General features: G+C 67.8%; 17 protein-coding genes. 9 read left to right on the top strand and 8 right to left on the bottom strand.

The window, feature by feature from the left end:
- Nucleotides 1–13 precede the first annotated feature (13 nt).
- A complete protein-coding gene (pdxH, locus tag BW981_RS10710; protein WP_076438893.1) occupies nucleotides 14–628 on the bottom strand; it encodes a pyridoxamine 5'-phosphate oxidase in 615 nt (204 codons plus the stop codon).
- A 122-nt stretch (nucleotides 629–750) separates the two neighbouring features.
- On the opposite strand from pdxH, the gene BW981_RS10715 reads away from it, so the two are divergent.
- The 3 genes from BW981_RS10715 (at nucleotide 751) to fabI (ending at nucleotide 3,227) form a co-directional block, all read left to right on the top strand.
- Nucleotides 751–1,212 carry an RT0821/Lpp0805 family surface protein gene (locus tag BW981_RS10715; RefSeq protein WP_076438895.1) on the top strand — a complete coding sequence of 154 codons (462 nt, stop codon included), beginning with the start codon at nucleotides 751–753 and terminating at the stop codon, nucleotides 1,210–1,212.
- 125 nt (nucleotides 1,213–1,337) lie between these two features.
- A complete protein-coding gene (locus BW981_RS10720; protein WP_076438998.1) occupies nucleotides 1,338–2,264 on the top strand; it encodes a DnaJ C-terminal domain-containing protein in 927 nt (308 codons plus the stop codon).
- A gap of 123 nt (nucleotides 2,265–2,387) precedes the next feature.
- The gene (fabI, locus tag BW981_RS10725) at nucleotides 2,388–3,227 is read left to right on the top strand and encodes an enoyl-ACP reductase FabI (protein ID WP_076438898.1); all 840 of its coding nucleotides are present in this window, start codon (nucleotides 2,388–2,390) and stop codon (nucleotides 3,225–3,227) included.
- Here the strand turns inward: fabI and folK are convergent, their stop codons facing one another.
- The 3 genes from folK to folP are packed head-to-tail and all read right to left on the bottom strand — an operon-like array spanning nucleotide 3,228 to nucleotide 4,979.
- A complete protein-coding gene (gene folK / locus BW981_RS10730; RefSeq protein ID WP_076438900.1) occupies nucleotides 3,228–3,743 on the bottom strand; it encodes a 2-amino-4-hydroxy-6-hydroxymethyldihydropteridine diphosphokinase in 516 nt (171 codons plus the stop codon).
- Nucleotides 3,733–4,143 carry a dihydroneopterin aldolase gene (gene folB / locus BW981_RS10735; protein ID WP_076438902.1) on the bottom strand — a complete coding sequence of 137 codons (411 nt, stop codon included), beginning with the start codon at nucleotides 4,141–4,143 and terminating at the stop codon, nucleotides 3,733–3,735. The genes folK and folB overlap by 11 nt, the downstream gene beginning before the upstream one ends.
- A complete protein-coding gene (gene folP, locus BW981_RS10740; protein ID WP_076438905.1) occupies nucleotides 4,143–4,979 on the bottom strand; it encodes a dihydropteroate synthase in 837 nt (278 codons plus the stop codon). The genes folB and folP overlap by 1 nt, the downstream gene beginning before the upstream one ends.
- Before the next feature lie 177 nt (nucleotides 4,980–5,156).
- On the opposite strand from folP, the gene BW981_RS10745 reads away from it, so the two are divergent.
- The 4 genes from BW981_RS10745 (at nucleotide 5,157) to ribB (ending at nucleotide 12,665) form a co-directional block, all read left to right on the top strand.
- Nucleotides 5,157–5,753, top strand: coding sequence for a histidine phosphatase family protein (locus tag BW981_RS10745; protein WP_076438907.1), 597 nt, complete (start codon nucleotides 5,157–5,159; stop codon nucleotides 5,751–5,753).
- Nucleotides 5,754–5,978: 225 nt separating this feature from the next.
- Entirely contained in the window at nucleotides 5,979–9,998 is a 4,020-nt protein-coding gene (locus BW981_RS10750) for a Pls/PosA family non-ribosomal peptide synthetase (protein WP_076439000.1), read from the top strand.
- Between the two features lie 73 nt (nucleotides 9,999–10,071).
- On the top strand, nucleotides 10,072–11,190 hold the full coding sequence (gene aroC / locus BW981_RS10755) for a chorismate synthase (RefSeq protein ID WP_076438909.1): 1,119 nt from the start codon (nucleotides 10,072–10,074) through the stop codon (nucleotides 11,188–11,190).
- Between the two features lie 194 nt (nucleotides 11,191–11,384).
- Nucleotides 11,385–12,665, top strand: a complete 1,281-nt coding sequence (ribB, locus tag BW981_RS10760; protein ID WP_083712287.1) for a 3,4-dihydroxy-2-butanone-4-phosphate synthase — start codon at nucleotides 11,385–11,387, stop codon at nucleotides 12,663–12,665.
- A gap of 12 nt (nucleotides 12,666–12,677) precedes the next feature.
- Here the strand turns inward: ribB and BW981_RS10765 are convergent, their stop codons facing one another.
- Both BW981_RS10765 and BW981_RS10770 read right to left on the bottom strand, forming a co-directional pair.
- On the bottom strand, nucleotides 12,678–12,995 hold the full coding sequence (locus tag BW981_RS10765) for an NIPSNAP family protein (RefSeq protein WP_076438912.1): 318 nt from the start codon (nucleotides 12,993–12,995) through the stop codon (nucleotides 12,678–12,680).
- Nucleotides 12,996–13,006: 11 nt separating this feature from the next.
- A complete protein-coding gene (locus BW981_RS10770) occupies nucleotides 13,007–13,936 on the bottom strand; it encodes a histone deacetylase family protein (RefSeq protein WP_076438913.1) in 930 nt (309 codons plus the stop codon).
- Between the two features lie 232 nt (nucleotides 13,937–14,168).
- Between BW981_RS10770 and BW981_RS10775 the strand changes: the two genes are divergently transcribed.
- Nucleotides 14,169–14,765: a L,D-transpeptidase gene (locus tag BW981_RS10775; RefSeq protein WP_076438915.1), complete on the top strand. Its 597-nt coding sequence runs from the start codon at nucleotides 14,169–14,171 to the stop codon at nucleotides 14,763–14,765.
- A gap of 556 nt (nucleotides 14,766–15,321) precedes the next feature.
- Here BW981_RS10775 and BW981_RS10785 read toward each other — a convergent pair.
- Nucleotides 15,322–16,701 carry an aspartate aminotransferase family protein gene (locus BW981_RS10785; protein ID WP_076438919.1) on the bottom strand — a complete coding sequence of 460 codons (1,380 nt, stop codon included), beginning with the start codon at nucleotides 16,699–16,701 and terminating at the stop codon, nucleotides 15,322–15,324.
- Between the two features lie 174 nt (nucleotides 16,702–16,875).
- Nucleotides 16,876–17,328, bottom strand: a complete 453-nt coding sequence (locus tag BW981_RS10790) for a MarR family winged helix-turn-helix transcriptional regulator (RefSeq protein ID WP_076438923.1) — start codon at nucleotides 17,326–17,328, stop codon at nucleotides 16,876–16,878.
- Nucleotides 17,329–17,477: 149 nt separating this feature from the next.
- On the opposite strand from BW981_RS10790, the gene BW981_RS10795 reads away from it, so the two are divergent.
- On the top strand, nucleotides 17,478–19,106 hold the full coding sequence (locus BW981_RS10795; RefSeq protein WP_076438925.1) for a long-chain-fatty-acid--CoA ligase: 1,629 nt from the start codon (nucleotides 17,478–17,480) through the stop codon (nucleotides 19,104–19,106).
- Nucleotides 19,107–19,401 lie beyond the last annotated feature (295 nt).

Here is a 19,401-nt window from a genome sequence, read left to right on the forward strand (position 1 = left end):
CGGCGGGGTTTCCTCAAGGGTAGAAGCGCGTCTTCGTCCACCCGGACGAGGCCGTTTCGCGGCGGAAGATCACGCGGTCATGCAGGCGGAAGGCACCATCCTTCCAGAACTCGATATAGACCGGGGTGATGCGAAAGCCACGCCAATAGGGCGGGCGCGGAATCTCGCCGACACCGAACTTCAGCGTGTAGCTGGCCACGGCCTTTTCCAGCGCGAAGCGGCTCTCCAGCGGGCGCGATTGCTGCGAGGCCCAGGCGCCGATGCGGCTGTCACGCGGGCGGGACTGGAAATAGGCGTCCGATTCGGCATCCGACACGAGCGTGACCGTGCCGCGGATGCGCACCTGCCGTCGCAGGCTCTTCCAGTGGAACAGCAGGGCGGCCTTGGGCTGGCCGAGCAGTTCCTCGCCCTTCTGGCTTTCCGTGTTGGTGTAGAACACGAAACCGTCCGGATCATGGCCCTTCAGCAGGACCATGCGGCTGTTGGGCAGCCCGTCGGCATCGACCGTGGACAGCGCCATGCCGTTGGGATCGTTCGGCTCGGACTTCGTCGCCTCGTCGAGCCAGTCCTGGAACAGCGTGAAAGGCTCGTCGGCCTGCGTAAAGTCACCGCTCGTTAACCGTTCCACGTTTCTAATCCTTTGCGAACGACAAGGGGTTGGGCGAGCGGGTGGTAATCCGGTTCCGGAAGGCTGGTCTATATAGGGCAGGGGCAAAGCCGCGCCAAAGCCTTCCTGCGCGCCGGGCGGCCATGCGCCGACATGCCGCGCTGGGCGCGGCTCTGCTCGGCCTGTTCTGTGCCGGCTGCTCGGTCTCGTTCCCGATCATCGGCCTGTCGAGCAAGGCCGAGGACGAGGTCGCGACCACCTCCTCGGTGTTGCCGGCGCGCGCGCCCGACAAGGCGGCGGGGCTGGCCACGCTCGCCAGCGAGCTCGGGCCGGAGGATCTGCGCCGGGCGGATGCGGCGATGTCGGTGGCGCTCGACCCGCAGGGCAACGGCGCCGCGGTGTCATGGGACAATCCGCAGAGCGGCATCAAGGGCTCCTTCGTCCCCGTCGGCGGGCCCTTCCTGCGCGCCGACGAGATCTGCCGCGCCTTCATCGCCAGCGTGCAGACGCAATCCAAGCCGCTCAAGCTGCAGGGCACGGCCTGCCGCCCGTCCGGCGGCGAATGGGCCGTGAAGGACATGGCCGCCTGGAAGGGCCTCGGCTGAACCGCAGGCTTCGACGGTTGTCGCCTCGGGTGTTGCGCACGGGCCACACCGTTCCCAGATAGAAGCCGAAGGATGGTCCGCGCGATGGGCTGTCCCGATATCGTATGGAAACGAGGTTCTTCCGGATGCGCGACCCGTATCAGGTTCTGGGCGTTGCCCGCGGCGCCAGCGAAGCCGAGATCAAGAAGGCGTTCCGCAAACACGCCAAGCAGCTGCATCCCGACGCCAACCGGGACGATCCGAAGGCGCAGGACCGCTTTGCCGAGCTGAACTCGGCCTATGAGATCCTGGGCGACGACACCAAGCGCAAGCAGTTCGACCGCGGCGAGATCGACGCCGAGGGCAAGCCGCGCTTCCAGGGCTTCGAAGGCATGGGCGGTGCCGGCGCCCGCGGCGGCCGGGCCGGCGGCTTCGAGTTCAATTTCGGCCAGGGCGGCTCGCCCTTCGGCCGTGCCTCGGCCGGCGGCGGGGAGGCCGGCTTCGACGCTTCAGAGATCTTCTCCTCGCTCTTCGGCGAGCAGGCGCGGCGCCAGCGCGGCCGGCCGGAGCCGCAGAAGCCGGCGGAGCAGAGCTTCACGCTCGAGGTGGCGTTGGCCGAGGCGGCGAACGGTGGCACGCGGCGCGTCAAGCTGCCGGGCGGGCGCGAGGTCGAGATCACCATTCCGGAAGGCGTCAGCGACGGCAAGGTGATGCGGCTGCGCGGTCTCGGCCAGACGGACCCGTTCTCGGGCGAGACCGGCGACGTGCTGATGACCATCAAGGTCAAGCCCGACTCCCGTTTCGTCGTGGACGGCAAGGATCTGCGCACGCGGGTCGCCGTGCCGCTCGCCAAGGCGGTGCTCGGCGGGCCGTTGCATGTGCCCACGCTGACGGGGGCTGTCGAGATGAGCATTCCGCCGCTGACCGGCACCACCAAGCAGTTCCGCCTGCGCGGCAAGGGGCTCAAAGGCGAGAAGGGGAGCGTCGGCGATCTCTTCGTGGCGATCGACATCGAAATGCCGGCGAGCGATGCAGAGCTGACGGCGCTGATGAAGGCCCGCGCGGAATCCTGACGCGTCGGTGCCGGCGGGTGCCGGAGCCGACGATTCAGCCGGGGAGACCGCTCTCGAAAGCGGTTCCCGTTTCGCCGGGACTGTTCTAAGAGACCTGCTCAATCGTTCATTCGCGGGTTTCCCATGCCTGATTCCAACGCCTCTTCGCCGACCGCCAATCTGCTCAAGGGCAAGCGCGGGCTCGTGATGGGCGTGGCGAACAACCGCTCCATCGCCTGGGGCATCGCCAAGGCGGCCGCGGACGCCGGTGCCGAACTCGCCTTCACCTATCAGGGCGATGCGCTGAAGAAGCGGGTCGAGCCCTTGGCCAAGCAGCTCGGCGGCCACCTCGTCGGCCATTGCGACGTCACCGATGCCGCGACGATCGACGCCGTTTTCGCCGAGGTCGAGAAGCTCTGGGGCAAGCTCGACTTCGTCGTCCACTGCATCGCCTTTTCCGACAAGGACGAGCTGACCGGCCGCTATGTCGACACGACAGAGGGGAATTTCTCCAAGTCGCTGCTGATCTCGGCCTATTCCTTCACGGCCATCGCCCAGCGGGCCGAGAAGCTGATGAAGGACGGCGGCGCGCTGCTGACGCTGACCTATTACGGCGCCGAGAAGTGGATGCCGCATTACAACGTCATGGGCGTGGCCAAGGCCGCGCTCGAGACCAGCGTCCAGTATCTCGCCGCCGATCTCGGGCCGGACAAGATCCGCGTCAATGCGATCTCGGCGGGACCGATCAAGACCCTCGCGGCATCGGGCATCGGCGATTTCCGCTATATCCTCAAGTGGAACGAGTACAACTCGCCGCTGCGCCGCACCGTGACGATCGAGGAGGTCGGCGAGACGGCGGTGTTCCTCGTCTCCGACATGTCGCGCGGCATCACCGGCGAGGTTCTGCATGTCGATGCCGGCTATCATGTCGTCGGCATGAAGGTGCCGACCGCGCCGGACATCACGCTCGACAAGGGCGAGTGATCAGGCCGCCAGCAGCGCGCTGAGTCGTTCGGTCGCTGCCTCGTCACGCCGGATTCCGTCATCGGGCAGCAGAGCCAGATGTGCCGCGACGGCCCTGCCGGCGACCAGGCGTTCGGGGTCGATCTCCGCCAGCGGGGCCAGAACGAAGGCCCGCTCGGACATGCGGGGATGCGGGATCTGCAGGCCCTCGCGGTCGATCGTCTGGGTGCCGTAGGTCAGGATATCGATGTCGAGCGTGCGCGGCCCCCAGCGTTCGCCGCGCTCGCGCCGGGCCGCCTGTTCGAGGGCGAGGCAGAGCGAGAGCAGGTCCTCCGGCGAAAGCGTCGTCGCCATGGCCGCCGCCATGTTCAGGAATTCCGGCTGGTCGGTCCTGCCCCAGGGAGCCGTGCGCCAGACCGAGGAGAGTCGACCCAGCGCAATGCCCGGGTGGGTCCGCAGGCTGCGCAGCGCCGCGGCGAAGGCGGCGACGGGATCGCCCAGATTGCCGCCGAAGGCGAGGGTCGCCTCAGTCGCCACGCTGGAAGCCCAGACGGATGCCCGCCGCCGCGAGCGTCGCCGGGATGGGCGGCGAGGGCTTGCGCAGCGTGACGACGACGCGCGTGACCGGCGGGAAGGCGGCGAACAGCGCATCGGCCACGGCCTTGGCCGCGGCCTCCAGCAGCTGGAAGCGGCGGCCCGTGAAGGCCTCGCTGACGATGGCGACGGCGCGGCCGTAGTCGACGGTGTCGGCAAGGTCGTCGCTGCTGGCAGCGGCGCGCAGATCGGCGTCGAGGACGAGATCGATCACGAAGCGCTGGCCGAGCCGCTCCTCCTCGGCGAAGACGCCGTGATAGGCGTAGATGTCCAGCTTCTCGATCAGGATCTGGCCGGCATCGTGCGCTGGGCGGGCGTCATGCGCTGCGCGAGCTTGGCTCATCAGAACACCTGCGTTTCGTCGGCGATGGCACGCCACACCTTCAGCGCATCGACATGCGGCGCGACGTCATGGACGCGGATGAGGGCGGCGCCACGGCTGGCGCCGTAAAGATGCGCGGAGAGGCTGGCCGCAAGCCGCTCGGCCGGAACCTGCCGGCCGGTCACCAGCCCCAGCGTCGATTTGCGCGAGGCGCCGAGCAGGACCGGGCAGCCGAGGACGGCGAGGCGGTCGAGGTTCCGGATCAGGTCGAGGTTCTGGCGCGGCGTCTTGCCGAAGCCGATGCCGGGGTCGATCACGATCTGCCCCTGCGGCACGCCGGCCTGGCGCGCGATCGCGACGGAGCGCTCGAGGAAGCGCATCACCTCGGCCAGGATGTCCAGCGCGGCATCGATCGAGTCGCGGTTGTGCATCAGGACGATCGGTGCGCCGGCTGCCGCCGCGACGGCCGCGATCCGCGGGTCGCGCTGGGCGCCCCAGACGTCGTTGACGATGGTGGCGCCAGCGGCCAGCGCGGCCTCGGCGACCTCGGCCTTCCAGCTGTCGATCGAGATCGGCGTGTCGCCGCGCGCCTTCAGCCCGCCGATGACCGGCAGCACGCGGGCGAGCTCCGTCGCGGCATCGATGACGGCATGGCCGGGCCTGGTCGATTCGCCGCCGATATCGAGGATTGCGGCCCCTTCCTCGGCGAGCTTCAGGCCATGGGCGATGGCCGCGTCGGCATCGGGGAGGAGGCCGCCATCGGAGAAGGAATCCGGCGTGACGTTGACGATGCCCATCACCAGCGGGGCGTCCAGCGCCAGCGTGCGGCCGTCCGGCAGGGTGAGGGAGGGTGGCATCTGGAGGCGGTCCGGGCGGTCGAGGGTTGCAGGTCGTTGCGGCTGCGCTGCCCGCTATACACGACAGCGTTGCCGATCGGCCACCCGCCGCAGCCGAATGCAACCTGCATGGCCGGATGGGTTCCCGGCGCGTCCGAAGCTTTTGACGAAGGCGCCGGCAGAGTGCAGAAGCCGGGCATGGTCCCGCTCACGCTCCCGCACCGGCTCATCCTCGTCCGTCACGGCGAAACCGACTGGAATCGCGAAGGCCGGCTTCAGGGCGGGCAGGACATTCCCCTCAACCCGCTCGGGCGCGAGCAGGCGACCGAGGCGGCGGGGCGCCTGAAGGCGCTGGAACCCGGCTTCGGCGGGCTCGACTACATCTGCTCGCCGATGCAGCGGGCGCGCGAGACCATGGATATCCTGCGCCGCGAACTCGATATGGCGGCGGGCGAATACCGCATCGACGACCGGCTCAAGGAGCTCACCTTCGGGAGCTGGGAGGGCTTCACCTGGCGCGACATCCGCAAGGCGGAGCGCGAGCAGGCGGGCCTGCGCGAGCGCGACAAATGGGGCTTCGTGCCGCCGGGCGGAGAGAGCTACCGCATGCTCGCCGAGCGCGTGCGGCCGGTGCTGGAAGGCCTGACCCGCGAGACCGTGATCGTCAGCCATGGCGGCGTGGCGCGGGCCGTCCTCGCGCTGGTCGGCGCGGTCTCCCCGCGGAAGGCGTCCATGGTCGAGATCTGGCAGGGCAAGCTGCTCGTCGTCCGGGGCGACAAGGCCGACTGGCTCTGACGGCGTTCCGCCGCATTCATGCCGGGTTCACGCACGATACGGCAGGACGATCATGCCAGTCAGGCCGCGCATGACCGGCGGGTTGCCTGTCCGGGAGATCGACCGGACGACGCAACGTCAAGCGGCAATACCGGTTCGTTTAGAGGTGCGTGCTAGGAACAGTCTCCTTCTGCCGCCCGTGATGCGGGATGCGGGGTCGTGGCTGTCGAAGCGCAGCGGGGCGCGATGAACGATATGACGAAGCCGGGGGCGGCAGAGGCGGCCTTCGCCCATGCTCTCGGCATGCTGGCGGGCGACAAGCGCCCCGACCTGCTGCTTGACGAGGTTCTCGCCGAGATTTTCGCCGCAACGGTCGCCGAGCGGCCGCTGCACCCGGCGCTCGTCGTTCCCGGCCGCTCGCTGAGCTATGCCGAGGTCTGGGCGGCCGCCGGCCGGCAGGCGCGGGGCCTGCAGCTCGCGGGCGTCGGGCCAGGAGACATGGTCGGCCTGTGGATGCCGCGCGGCATCGACCTTCTGGTGGCGCAGATCGCGATCACGCGGGTCGGCGCGGCGTGGGTGCCCTTCGATGCTGAGGCGCCGGTCGAGCGTATTGCGACCTGCCTGAACGACGCTGCCGCCAAGGGCATCGTCACCTCTGCGGGCTGGACGGTGCGTGCCGAAGAAACGGAGCGCACGGTCTGGACGCCGGAAGCGCTCGATGCGGCCGCCGACGAGGTCGAACCGCCTGCGCGCGCACCTAGCCTCACCAAGGACCACCCGGCCTATCTGATCTACACCTCCGGCTCGACGGGGGTGCCCAAGGCGGTCGTCATCAGCCATCGCAACATCTGCCATTTCCTGCGCTCGGGGAACGCGTTCTACGGCATCGGGCCCGAGGATGTGGTGTTCCAGGGCGCCTCGGTCGCCTTCGACCTGTCGATGGAAGAGATCTGGACGCCCTATCTCGTCGGCGCGACGCTGTTCGTCGCCTCGCCCGAGATGATGGGCGATGCGGAGAGGCTGCCGGCCATCCTGAGCGAGGCCGGCGTCACCGTCATCGACACCGTTCCGACGCTGCTCGGCATCCTGCCGGCGGATGTGCCCTCGCTGAAGCTGATCCTGCTCGGGGGCGAGGCGCTGCCTCCCGCCATCGTCCAGAAATGGTCGCGGCCGGGCCGGCGCATCCTGAACACCTATGGGCCGACGGAGGCGACGGTGGTCGCCACCGCGGCCGAAGTCGTTCCCGGCGAGGTCGTCACGATCGGAACGCCGATCGCGAACTACACCGCCTATGTGGTCAGCGAGGATCTGCGGCTGGTGCAGCCGGGCGAGCAGGGAGAGCTGCTGATCGGCGGCCCCGGCGTCGCCAAGGGCTATCACGGCCGTCCCGAGCTGACGGCCGAGAAATTCATCGCCAACCCCTTCTCCAGCGTCGCCGGCGGAGACGATCCCGTTCTCTACCGCTCGGGCGATGCCGTCAGCCTCGACGCGAACGGCAACATCGTCTTCCACGGCCGCATCGACGACCAGATCAAGATCCGCGGTTTCCGGGTCGAGCTCGGCGAGATCGAATCCAAGCTCGCCGACGAGCCGGGCGTCGCCCAGGCGGCGGTCGTGCTGCGGACCGATGACGGCATCGAACGGCTGGTCGCCTTCGTCGTGCCGGAGCCGGGTGTGGGAGTCGACGGGCCGGCGCTGCGGGCCGCGCTGCGCGAGAAGCTGCCGCCCTACATGGTGCCGGCGCATTTCGAGGCGGCCGGATCGCTGCCGCGCATGGTCTCCGGCAAGGTCGACCGCAAGATGCTGAAGGCGGCGCCGCTGACAGCGCCGAGCTCGGACGGCGAGCAGGAGCCGCCGCGCAACGCCACCGAGGCCGCGCTGCTGGAGGCGGCCAAGCGTGTGCTCGGCGCATCCAGCCTGCCGCTGGAAGCGGATTTCTTCATGGATCTCGGCGGGCATTCGCTGCTCGCCGCCCGCTTCATCTCGATCGTGCGCGAGACGCCGGCCTATGCCGGCATCACGCTGCAGGACGTCTATGGCGCGCGCACGCTGCGGGGGATGGCCGCGCTGCTCGAGGAGCGCGGCGTCGCCGCGACCGAGGACCTCTCCTTCACGCCGCCGCCCTTCCTGCGCCGCTTCCTGTGCGGGCTGGCTCAGGCGGCGGTGCTGCCGGTCATCATCGGGCTGTCGACGGCGCAATGGCTCGGCGTCTTCGTCACCTACATGATCATGTCGGGCGAGGACCTCTCGCTGGCCGGGCAGATCGCGGCGCTGCTCGGCGTCTACGTGCTGATCGTCCTTGCCACCGGCTTCATCGCGATCGCCCTGAAATGGCTGGTGCTCGGGCGCACGAAGCCGGGCGTCTACCCGCTCTGGGGCGTCTACTACTTCCGCTGGTGGTTCGCGGCACGCGTCGCGGGGCTGGTCCATATCAAGTGGCTGCAGGGCACGCCGGTGATGCGCTTCTACTGGCGCCTGCTTGGCGCCAAGGTCGGGCGCGACGTCATCATCTCCGACTACGAGGCCGGCGCCATCGACCTCATCACGATCGGGGACGGCGCGAGCTTCGGCACCAAGACGACCTTCGCCAATGGCGAGGCGATCGGCGACAAGCTCGTCATCGGCCGCATCACCGTCGGCAAGGACGTGTCTGCCGGGGCCTCCGTGGTGCTCGGCCATGGCTCGGTGATCGGCGACAATGCCGAGATCGGCGACCTGAGCTCGATCGCGCCCGGCACGCAGGTCGGCGAGGCCGAGATCTGGGACGGGACCCCCGGCCGCAAGGTCGGCACGGTCGATCTCGCCACGCTGCCGGCGCGGGCGGAGGCCTCGGCCGGCAGGCGTGCGCTGCTGACGGCGTTCTACATCTTCATGCTGATCGTCGTGCCGCCGGTCAGCCTGCTGCCGATCTTCCCGGCCTTCTGGCTGTTCGACAAGATCGACAACTGGATCGCGAGCTGGACCGATATTTCCTATCTCTGGTTCCTGCCGATCCTGACCTGGCCGACCGCGATCGGCCTGATCGCCTTTACCGTCATCCTGATGGCGGGCTTGCGCTGGGTGATCCTGCCGCGCGTCAGCACCGGCACCTACTCGATCCATTCCGGCTTCTACGCCCGCAAATGGACGGTGGCGCTGGCGACCGAGGTGACGCTGGAGACGCTCTCGTCGCTCTTCGCCACCATCTACATGCGGGCCTGGTACCGGCTGATGGGCGCGCATATCGGGCGTGGCGCGGAGATTTCCACCAACCTCTCCGGCCGCTACGACGTGACGGGCATCGGCGCCGGCAACTTCATCGCCGACGAGGTCGTCTTCGGCGACGAGGAGATGCGCCGCGGCTATATGCGCCTCGACCAGACGCGCACGGGCGAACAGGTCTTCGTCGGCAACGATGCCGTTGTGCCGCCGGGCTCGGTCATTCCCGACCGGGTCCTCATCGGCATCAAGTCGAAGCCGCCGGCCAATGACCGGATGCAGCCCGGGGACACCTGGTTCGGCTCACCGCCGATCAAGCTGCCGACGCGGCAGAAGGTCGATCTCGGGGACGACTGGACCTACAAGCCCTCGATGCTGAAGCAGGTCGGCCGCGGCCTGTTCGAGGCGCTGCACACCTCCTTCCCCTCGATGCTGTTCATCACCTTCGGCACCATCGCCGTCGACCTCGTGCTGCAGCAGCGCATCAACGAGGGCGACTGGATCGGCCTCGTGGTCTCCTTCATGGGCGTCGCGATGCTGATCGCGATCGTGCAGGCGCTGATCTGCGCGGCCGTGAAGTGGGCGATGATGGGCGTCTACAAGCCGGTGATGAAGCCGATGTGGTCCTGGTGGGCGATGCGCACCGAGGCCGTGGCCGTGATGTATTGGGGCCTGGGCGGCAAGGTGCTGTTCGACTATCTGCGCGGCACGCCGTTCCTGCCCTGGTTCCTGATGCTGTTCGGCGCGAAATACGGCAAGGGCGTCTGGCTGGACTCGACCGACATCACCGAGTTCGACTGCATACGAGTCGGCGATTTCTGCACCATCAACGCCCATTCGGCGCTGCAGACGCATCTCTACGAGGACCGGGTGATGAAGGTCGGCCGCGTGCGGCTCGGCAAGGGCGTCTGCGTCGGCGCGGGTGCCACCGTGCTCTACGACACCCATGTCGGGGACTACGCGCAGATCGGCCAGCTCACCGTGATCATGAAGGGCGAGAACCTGCCGGCGCATACGCGCTGGGAAGGGGCTCCGGCGGTCCCGGCAGCGGCGCCCTTGCGGCACTGAGCGCGTGAGGGCCGGTTTGACCGCCGGTCCCGCCGCGGACTAAGACCCTGCGCAGCATCCTGCGCAGGCGTCCATGTCCCATAATTCCTTCGGCCATCTCTTCCGCGTCACCACCTTCGGCGAGAGCCATGGACCCGCCATCGGCTGCGTGGTGGATGGCTGCCCGCCGCTGATCCCGCTGACGGAAGCCGATATCCAGGGCGATCTCGACCGGCGCCGGCCGGGCCAGTCGCGCTTCACCACGCAGCGCCAGGAGCCGGACCAGGTGCGCATCGTCTCGGGCGTCTTCGCGCGCGAGAGCGACGGCGTGCAGGTGACGACCGGGACTTCGATCGGGCTGATGATCGACAATGTCGATCAGCGCTCGAAGGACTACTCCGACATCAAGGACAAGTACCGGCCGGGCCACGCCGACTTCACCTATGACGTGAAATACGGCATCCGCGACTATCGCGGCGGGGGGCGTTCCTCGGCGCGCGAGACGGCGATGCGGGTCGCGGCGGGTGCCATCGCCCGCAAGGTCGTGCCCGGCATGGTCGTGCGCGGCGCTCTCGTCCAGATGGGACCGCACAAGATCGATCGCGCGAACTGGGATTGGGAAGAGGTCGGCCGCAACCCCTTCTTCTGCCCCGATGCGAAGGCTGCTTCCCTGTTCGAAAACTATCTCGACGGGGTGCGCAAATCCGGCTCCTCGATCGGTGCGGTGCTGGAGATCGTCGCCGAGGGCGTGCCGGCGGGGCTCGGCGCGCCGATCTACGGCAAGCTCGATTCCGAGATCGCGGCGGCGCTGATGAGCATCAATGCGGTGAAGGGCGTCGAGATCGGGGACGGCTTCGGCGCGGCGGAGCTCTCCGGCGAGGAGAATGCCGACGAGATGCGCGCCGGCAATGACGGGCGCCCGCTGTTCCTCTCCAACCATGCCGGCGGCATCCTCGGCGGCATCTCGACCGGGCAGCCGATCGTCGCCCGCTTCGCGGTGAAGCCGACCTCCTCGATCCTGGCGACGCGGGCGACGGTGACGCGCAGCGGCGGCGAGGCCGAGATGTTTACCAGGGGCCGCCATGACCCCTGCGTCGGCATCCGTGCGGTGCCGGTGGGCGAGGCGATGGTCGCCTGCGTGCTGGCGGATCATTTCCTGCGGCACCGGGCGCAGGTCGGCGCGGTGGAGCCGCGCTGGCCTTTTCAAGATTGAAGGCAGCCGTCATTCTCGGGCGGAGCGGAGCGCAGACCCGGGAATCTCCAACCGGACGAGGCGCCGAAGCAGCATCCGGTACGAGATGCTCGGGTCAAGCCCGAGCATGACGCGCGGACTTATGCATTTCAGCCATACTGAAATTGCGCGACTGCTTCATTGCGGATGAAGAGGGGCTGCCTTAGCTTGTCGGCATGAAGCTCGACGCCTTTCTCCGGCAGAACAAGATCGCGCGCAGCGCCTTCGCCCGCCAGGTCGGCCTGTCGCCGGCCAGCGTGACCGCGCTGTGCAACGACCAGTCCGCCTGGATTTCCCGCGAAAGCGCCGAGCGCATCGCCGCCGCCACCAAAGGCGCTGTCACTCCCAATGATTTTCTCGGCCTTTCGGGGTCGCGCGAGGCTGCCATGTCCAACACTGTTGCAGAGACCATCGAAGCCTTCGCCCGCGGCGAGATCGTGATCGTCACCGATGACGACGACCGCGAGAACGAGGGCGATCTCATCGTCGCCGCCTCGCTGTGCACGCCGGAGAAGATGGCCTTCATCATCCGCAACACCTGCGGCATCGTCTGCGCGCCGCTGACCCCGAGCGAGGCGCGGCGCCTGCGCCTCGACCCGATGGTGTCGTCGAACGACGCGCCGCTCGGCACCGCCTTCACGATCACCGTCGACGTCAAGCACGGGCTGACCACCGGCATCTCGGCCGAGCAGCGCTGCAACACGGTGCGCGCGCTGGCGAACGGCAATATGGGCGCGACCGATTTCGTCCGGCCTGGCCATGTCTTCCCGCTGATCGCCAAGGAGGGCGGGGTGCTGATGCGCTCCGGCCATACCGAGGCCGCTGTGGATCTCTGCAAGCTCGCGGAGCTGCCGCCGGTCGGCGTGATCTGCGAACTCGCCAATGACGACGGCACCGTGATGAAGGGGCCGCAGATCGTGGCCTTCGCCGAGAAGCACGGGCTGAAGCAGATCACGGTGGCGGATCTCATCGCCTATCGCCAGTCGCGCGAGAAGCTGGTCGAGCGGGTGCATTCCTTCCCGGTCAAGACCGAATTCGGCGAGATGACGGGGCATGTCTATGTCACCCCCTTCGACGACACGCAGCATTTCGCCTTCGTCATGGGCAAGCTCGGGGACGGGGCAAAGGTGCCGGCTCGGCTGCACCGTGCCGATGTCGTGGCCGATGTCCTCGGCGGCTCCGGGGCGATCCAGTGCGTGCTGAGGCGCTTCCAGGAGGAGGGGCGCGGTGTCCTCGTCTATCTCCGGGACGGCAGTGCCGGCGTGCCGATCAAGAGCGTCGACGAGGGCGATTCCGATTCGCTTCGCAACCAGCAATGGCGCGAGGTCGGGCTGGGCGCGCAGATCCTGCGCGATCTCGGTGTCGGCTCGATCGTCAACCTGGCGTCCTCGACCCGCTCCTATGTCGGCCTGAGCGGCTTCGGCATCGAGATCGTCGGCACGCAGCCGCTGGAGTGAGGGCTGCGCCGCTCACTGCAGCGGCGAGAAGAAGGTCGGCTTGATGATGCGGTTCTCCATCTTCTCGATGAAGGCCCGCGTCTTCGGGATGAAGGCGAGCCACTCCGGATCGGCCGCGAGACGGTCCCGCCGGATTTCGCGATCTCGGTAGTCGTCGTATCGCCAGATCATCATGACCTGGTTGAGTTCGCCGATGTCGGATTGAAACCAGGCGATGCAGGGCCCCAGGCAACGGCAATGCGGCCCGTAGCCTTCGGCGTGATACAGAGCGAGGTAATCCTGCACGAGCCCGACGCGGATCGTGTAGGTGCGCATCTCGAAGATCGCCATCGCAGCCGTCCTCAACTGCCCATCAGCGCGCCGACATGGGCGGCCGTCGAGAGCGTCAGGGCCTGGAGATCGTAGCCGCCTTCCAGCACCGAGACGATGCGCCCGCCGCAGCGCCGGTCGGCAATCTCCATCAGCTTCGAGGTCGCCCAGGCGAAATCAGCCTCGCGCAGGTTGATGTCGGCCAGCGGATCGCGCCAATGCGCGTCGAAGCCGGCCGAGATGACGATGAGGTCGGGGCGGAAGGCATCGACCCGCGGCAGCACGGCGAGGTCGAAGGCTTCGCGAAAGGCGTCCGAGCCGTCGCCGGCGCCGAGCGCGACATTGACGATGGTGTCCTGCGTGCCACGCTCGGAGGGCGCGCCCGTGCCGGGATAGAGCGGCATTTCGTGGATCGAGGCATAGAGCACGCTGGCGTCGTTCCAGAAGATGTCCTGCGTGCCGTTGCCGTGGTGGACATCCCAGTCGACGATGGCGACACGCCTGGCGCCGTGGGCCTGCTGGGCGTGACGCGCGGCGATCGCCGCCTGGTTGAAGAAGCAGAAGCCCATCGCCTTTTCCCGCTCGGCATGGTGGCCCGGGGGGCGCATGGCGCTGAAGGCGTTTCGGGCGCGGCCGGTCATCACCTCGTCGACCGCGAGGATCGCGCCGCCCACGCCGCGCAGTGCCGCCTCGACGGTTCCCGGTGACATCACCGTATCGGGGTCGAGCGCGACGAGGCCTTCCTCGGGGGCGGCGTCGAGCAGTTTCCGGATATGGGCCGGGGGGTGGCAGAGCGCGACCTGCTCGAGCGTTGCCTGCGGTGCCTCGAGCCGAATCAGCGCGGCGAAGGCCTCCGCTTCCAGCGCGCGCTCGACGGCCCTCAGCCGGTCCGGGCGCTCGGGATGGCCCTCGGGCATTTCATGGCGCAGGCCGGCTGGATGCGTGATAAAGAGTGTGGTCAAAGCTGTCTCAACCGGCGTTCCGGCGCGCGGGCTGGCAGAACGTGGCGCGATTGCCACGCTGCCGCAGGGAAAAGCCGCCGCCGCAGGAACAAGATTGCACCATTATCTGTTGCGGCCTAGTCCTTCGCCGGAACAGCGCCCCCGCGCGTCCAGCAGCGACCGCGCCGACGCTACGAAGCGTTAACCATCGATTCATCATAATGGCAGCCTTCGGCTCGCTCTGGTGGAACCTATGCAGAAGACCGTCTTCGTCGCCCTGGCCGCCGCGAGCCTGCTCGGCGCCTGCCAATACAGAAGCGTCGCCGCTCCGGAGCTTTCGGCGCGCGATGCCGAGTACATCGCGCTGGTGCCGAAGTTCGATACCTATCTGCCCTATCTTCCCTACGAGATCGCCGACCCGACCGGACAGCCTCCCGGCACGATCTACATCGATACGAAGGCCAAGTTCCTCTACCTCGTTCTGCCGAACAAGAAGGCGATCCGCTACGGCGTCGCGACCGGCGACGAGGCCTATGGCTGGACGGGCGAGGCCGTCATCCAGCGCAAGGCCGAATGGCCGCGCTGGACGCCCCCGGCGGAGATGATCAAGCGCTGGCCCCATCTGAAGCCTGTCGCGGGCGGCATGACCGGCGGGCCGGACAACCCGCTGGGCGCTCGCGCGCTGTATCTCTACCAGAACGGCAACGACACGCTCTATCGCATCCACGGCACCAACGAGCCGGAGACGATCGGCCGGGGCGCTTCCTCGGGCTGCATCCGGATGCGCAACATCGACGTGATCGACCTCTACAACCGCGTCCCCGCCGGGGCGAAGGTGATCGTCGTCTGATCGCCATCGGTCATCCGTAATGACCGGGCGGGGGCTACGGCTCCCGCTTTTTATTCGGCCGGGCGTTTCAAGCCGGCCGGCGCCTCGGGACGGATATCGGGCAAGAAAAAAGGCCGGCGGGAGAAACTCCACGCCGGCCAGTGATTGGGTCTCGAAGGGAGGCTTCAGTCGCAAACCGTGGCTGGGAACGGCTGGCCCGGAGGCCTTTCGTTCAGCATCCCGATCTTCGAACGCGCCAGCATCTCATCCGGTTCCCGCTGCGGTCGCCTGAATCGCAGGCTCTCGAAGGGCAGGTGCTTCCGGCGCCGAGGCTCCATGAAGCTGGTGAAGATGCTGTTGGGTCGCGCGGTCGCGATCACGGCTCCCTGGCTGATGTCTCGTGCCGAGGGGTCTCGATCCCGGCGCCGGCATCTAGGGCTGCCATCGCGACGCTTGCGGGGCGCGATCGTGATCTGTTCGTGGCAAGCCGGCGCCGAACCGGGCCCGCTTTGCCACAATCAAGACGCAAAGAGCCAGGCTTGCGCCCGGCTCTTCCAGTCATGCGCTGGGTCTCTGGTCAGGCGGCGAGGAGCCCCTCGGCCTTGGCCCAATCCAGTGTCTTGTTCAGGGCGCGTTCGGTGCGGTCGAACATCTCATTGATTTCCGCCTCGTTGATGATGAGCGGCGGGCAGAAGGCGAGGCGGTCGCCCATCGCGCGGATCATCAGGCCTTCCTGAAGCGCGAAGGCCATGGCCTTGGCGCCGACGCCCTTCTTCACCTCGAAGGCAGCCTTGGTCTGCTTGTCGCGGACGAGCTCCGCGCCGCCGATCAGGCCGACGCCGCGCGCCTCGCCGACGAGCGGATGCTCGACGAGCTTCTCCAGGCGCCTGATGAAGGTCGGCGAGACCTTCTTGACGTGATCGACGATCTTGTCGCGCTGGTAGATTTCCAGCGTCTTGACGGCCACCGCGCAGCCGACCGGGTGCCCGGCATAGGTGTTGCCGTGGCCGAAGGTGCCGATCTTGCGGCTCTGGTCGACGAGCACGTCATAGATCTTGTCGTTCATCATCACCGCGCTGAGCGGGAAGTAGGCGGAGGTGATCTGCTTGGCGAGCGAGATCGAATCCGCAGCCATGCCGTAGGTGGCGGTGCCGAACATCTCGCCGGTGCGGCCGAAGCCGGTGATGACCTCGTCCGAGATGAAGAGCACGTCGTATTTGGCGAGGACGGCGTTGATCTTCTCGAAATAGCCCTCGGGCGGCGTGATCGCGCCGCCGGCGCCCATCACCGGCTCGGCAATGAAGGCGGCGACCGTGTCCGGCCCCTCGCGCAGGATCATTTCCTCGAGTTCGGCGGCCATGCGCGAGGAGAAATCCTGCTCGCTCTCGCCAGGCTCGGCGAAGCGGTAGTGGTGCGGGCAGGAGGTGTGCAGGATGCCGGGCAGCGGCAGGTCGAAGTCGATATGGTTGTTGGGCAGGCCGGTCAGCGAGGCCGAGGCGACCGTGACGCCGTGATAGCCCTTCAGCCGCGAGATGATCTTCTTCTTCTGCGGCCGGCCGAGCGCGTTGTTGAGATACCAGACGATCTTGACCTGGGTGTCGTTGGCGTCGGAGCCGGAGGCGCCGTAGAACACCTTCGAGATCGGGACCGGGGCGATCTCCTTCAGCTTCTCGGCGAGCTCGATCGCCGGATCATGGCTGCGGCCGCCGAAGATGTGCTGGAAGGGCAGCTTCTTCATCTGCTCGTAGGCGGTCTCGATCAGCTCCTGGTTGGAGAACCCGAGCGAGGTGCACCAGAGCCCGGCCATGCCCTCGATATAGTCCTTGCCGGCGCTGTCGGTGACATAGATGCCCTTGCCGCTCTCCAGCACGAGGGGACCGTTCTCGCGATGGGTCGCGAGGTTCGTGTAGGGGTGAACCAGGGTCTCGATATCCCTGACGGCCAGATTCGACAGCATGGTGGGCTCCCGGTCCCTGTTGAATATACTTGCCACTCTACGCCGAATTGCCCGCAAATGTTGAGCGATTTTCTCGCGGCGCACGACAGACTCTGGCGCGGCCCGCTTGTGGCGGCAAGCCCCCGGCAGCCCTGTCGCAGCGCCAAGGCGGGTGCCGCGCCGCGGCTCCCGGCTTCAGTCCTTATCGGCTGCGCGTGCGAAATCGCGCCAGCGGATGACAAGGCGGTCGAGCTCGGCGAGCTCCGCGGGCGGAAGCCTGCCCAGGGTGTTGGCGACGAAATCCCGCTGGATGGCGAGGCCGGTCTCGGCGAGGCGCCGGCCTTCCGGCGTCAGATGCATGGCATAGGAACGCCGGTCGCCCGCAATCGCGCGGCGCTCGACCAGCCCGGCCTGGACCAGCCGGTCGACGAGGCCGGAGACGTTGCCCTTGGTGACGTAGAGGCGCTCGGCAAGCTCGCTCTGGCTGATGCCCTCCTGCTCCGTCAGCGTCGAGAGCAGGTCGAATTGCGGGATCGACAGGCCGATCGCACGGATGCGGGCGGTCATCTGCACCAGCATGCGCTGGTGCAGCCGCATGACGCGGAACCAGACGCGATCAGGGTCCGATGCGGGATACGGTGCGGGCATGGGCGCGGCCAAGCGGGGTTCCCCAGGCGAAGGACGGATCACAGCTAAACCATTCCGCCCGCGGAGGCGAGCCTGCCGAAGGTCGGCTTCCCTTCGACGAAGCGCGCCCGCTATCCTGCCGAAAACCACTATTGCTCGGGAGGAACGACATGCTCGGCCTGATGCAGAACTGGCCCCTTCTTCTCCACCGGATCATCGACCATGCCGCGATCCAGCACGGGACGCGCGAGGTCGTCACCCGTGCCGTCGAGGATGGCGGCTTGCGGCGGCGCAGCTATGCGCAGATCCGCAACCGGGCCCTGCGCGCCGCCAAGCGCCTGACCAGGGACGGGATCGGTCCGGGCGACCGCGTCGCGACGCTGGCCTGGAACAGCGACCGCCATCTTGAGCTCTGGTATGCGATCAGCGGCATCGGGGCGATCACGCATACGGTCAATCCGCGGCTGTTTCCCGAGCAGATCGTCTGGATCGTCAACCATGCCGAGGACCGACTGCTCTTCCTCGATCTCAGCTTCGTGCCGCTGGTCGAGTCGCTGCAGGACAAGCTGCAGAGCATCGAGCGCTACGTCGTGCTGACCGGTGCGGCGCACATGCCGCAGACCACCCTGCGGGGCGCCGTGCCCTATGAGGACTGGCTTGCCGAAGCGGACGATGACTTCGCCTGGGCCGCGCTCGACGAGAACACGGCCGCGGGGCTCTGCTACACCTCCGGCACGACCGGCGGGCCCAAGGGCGTGCTCTATTCCCACCGCTCCAACGTGCTGCACGCGCTCGCCTGTGCGGCGCCGGACTTCATGGGCCTGTCCTCGCGGGACACGGTGATGCCGGTGGTCCCGCTGTTCCACGCCAACAGCTGGTCGCTGGCCTATTCGGCGCCGATGACAGGGGCCAAGCTGGTGATGCCCGGCGCCAAGCTCGACGGCGCCTCGCTGCACGCCCTGCTGGAAGGGGAGGGCGTCACGATGACGGCGGCGGTGCCCACGGTCTGGCTCGGCCTGCTGCAGCATCTGGAGAAAACCGGAGCGGGGCTTTCGACGCTCCAGCGCGTCGTCATCGGCGGCTCGGCCTGCCCGCGCGCGATGACGGAGGCCTTCGAGCGCAAATATGGCGTCACCGTCGCCCATGCCTGGGGCATGACCGAGATGAGCCCGCTCGGCTCCTTCTGTTCGTTGAAACCGGCTCAGGCCCATCTGGAAGGCGAGGCGCTCTACGACCTGAAGACGAAGCAGGGCCATCCGCCCTTCACGGTCGAGTTCAGACTGACCGACGATGCGGGCCGCGACCTGCCCTGGGACGGCAAGACGTTCGGGCGGCTGAAGGTGCGCGGGCCGGCGGTCGCAGGCGCCTATTACCGGCGTGCCGAGGACGAGATTCTGGACGCGCAGGGCTTCTTCGACACCGGCGACGTCGCCACGATCGATCCGGCCGGCTACATGCAGATCACCGACCGCTCGAAGGATGTCATCAAGTCGGGCGGCGAGTGGATTTCCTCCATCGATCTCGAGAACCTCGCCGTCGGCCATCCCGATGTCGCCGAGGCGGCCGTGATCGGTGTCGCCCATCCGAAATGGGACGAGCGGCCGCTTCTGGTGATCGTCCCCAAGGAAGGCCGGCAGCCCGGCAAGGAAGAGCTTTTGGCCTATATGCAGGGCAAGATCGCGAAATGGTGGCTGCCGGACGATGTCGTGCTGGTCGAGGCGATCCCGCATACGGCGACCGGCAAGATCCAGAAGACGGCGCTGCGCGAGATGTTCAAGGATTACCGATTGCCGGGATGAAGGCAGCGAGCGAACCTGCCCCATCGCGCGGTCGATGAAGCGCACCTGGGAGAGACCGCCATGGCTGAACGACGACGGCGCCCCTTCGGGCGCCGTTCATGCTTCGAGCCTTGCGGCTATTCGCGCTCTGTCAGAACTCTTCCCATCCATGGTCCTGGGCGCGGCCGGCTGGGGAGGCTTTCGCGGGAGCTGCGGCCCTGGCGGGAGCTGCGGCCTTGGTCTGTGCGAAGGCGGCTTCGGCGAGCTGGCGCAGGCGTTCGGGTTCGCCGCCGCCATCCTGCGTGGTCATGCCGGC

Source organism: Allobosea sp. TND4EK4, from assembly GCF_900156025.1.
Taxonomy (GTDB): Bacteria; Pseudomonadota; Alphaproteobacteria; order Rhizobiales; family Beijerinckiaceae; genus Allobosea.

Excerpts from the sequence above, each read along its gene's own strand:
- BW981_RS10795 (WP_076438925.1), top strand. The coding sequence starts at position 17,478 with ATGCTCGGCCTGATGCAGAACTGGCCCCTTCTTCTCCACCGGATCATC.
- BW981_RS10750 (WP_076439000.1), top strand. The coding sequence starts at position 5,979 with ATGAACGATATGACGAAGCCGGGGGCGGCAGAGGCGGCCTTCGCCCAT.
- BW981_RS10785 (WP_076438919.1), bottom strand. The coding sequence starts at position 16,701 with ATGCTGTCGAATCTGGCCGTCAGGGATATCGAGACCCTGGTTCACCCC.
- BW981_RS10720 (WP_076438998.1), top strand. The coding sequence starts at position 1,338 with ATGCGCGACCCGTATCAGGTTCTGGGCGTTGCCCGCGGCGCCAGCGAA.
- fabI (WP_076438898.1), top strand. The coding sequence starts at position 2,388 with ATGCCTGATTCCAACGCCTCTTCGCCGACCGCCAATCTGCTCAAGGGC.
- BW981_RS10790 (WP_076438923.1), bottom strand. The coding sequence starts at position 17,328 with ATGCCCGCACCGTATCCCGCATCGGACCCTGATCGCGTCTGGTTCCGC.
- folB (WP_076438902.1), bottom strand. The coding sequence starts at position 4,143 with ATGAGCCAAGCTCGCGCAGCGCATGACGCCCGCCCAGCGCACGATGCC.
- aroC (WP_076438909.1), top strand. The coding sequence starts at position 10,072 with ATGTCCCATAATTCCTTCGGCCATCTCTTCCGCGTCACCACCTTCGGC.
- BW981_RS10775 (WP_076438915.1), top strand. The coding sequence starts at position 14,169 with ATGCAGAAGACCGTCTTCGTCGCCCTGGCCGCCGCGAGCCTGCTCGGC.
- BW981_RS10745 (WP_076438907.1), top strand. The coding sequence starts at position 5,157 with ATGGTCCCGCTCACGCTCCCGCACCGGCTCATCCTCGTCCGTCACGGC.
- BW981_RS10765 (WP_076438912.1), bottom strand. The coding sequence starts at position 12,995 with ATGGCGATCTTCGAGATGCGCACCTACACGATCCGCGTCGGGCTCGTG.
- ribB (WP_083712287.1), top strand. The coding sequence starts at position 11,385 with ATGAAGCTCGACGCCTTTCTCCGGCAGAACAAGATCGCGCGCAGCGCC.
- folP (WP_076438905.1), bottom strand. The coding sequence starts at position 4,979 with ATGCCACCCTCCCTCACCCTGCCGGACGGCCGCACGCTGGCGCTGGAC.
- BW981_RS10715 (WP_076438895.1), top strand. The coding sequence starts at position 751 with ATGCGCCGACATGCCGCGCTGGGCGCGGCTCTGCTCGGCCTGTTCTGT.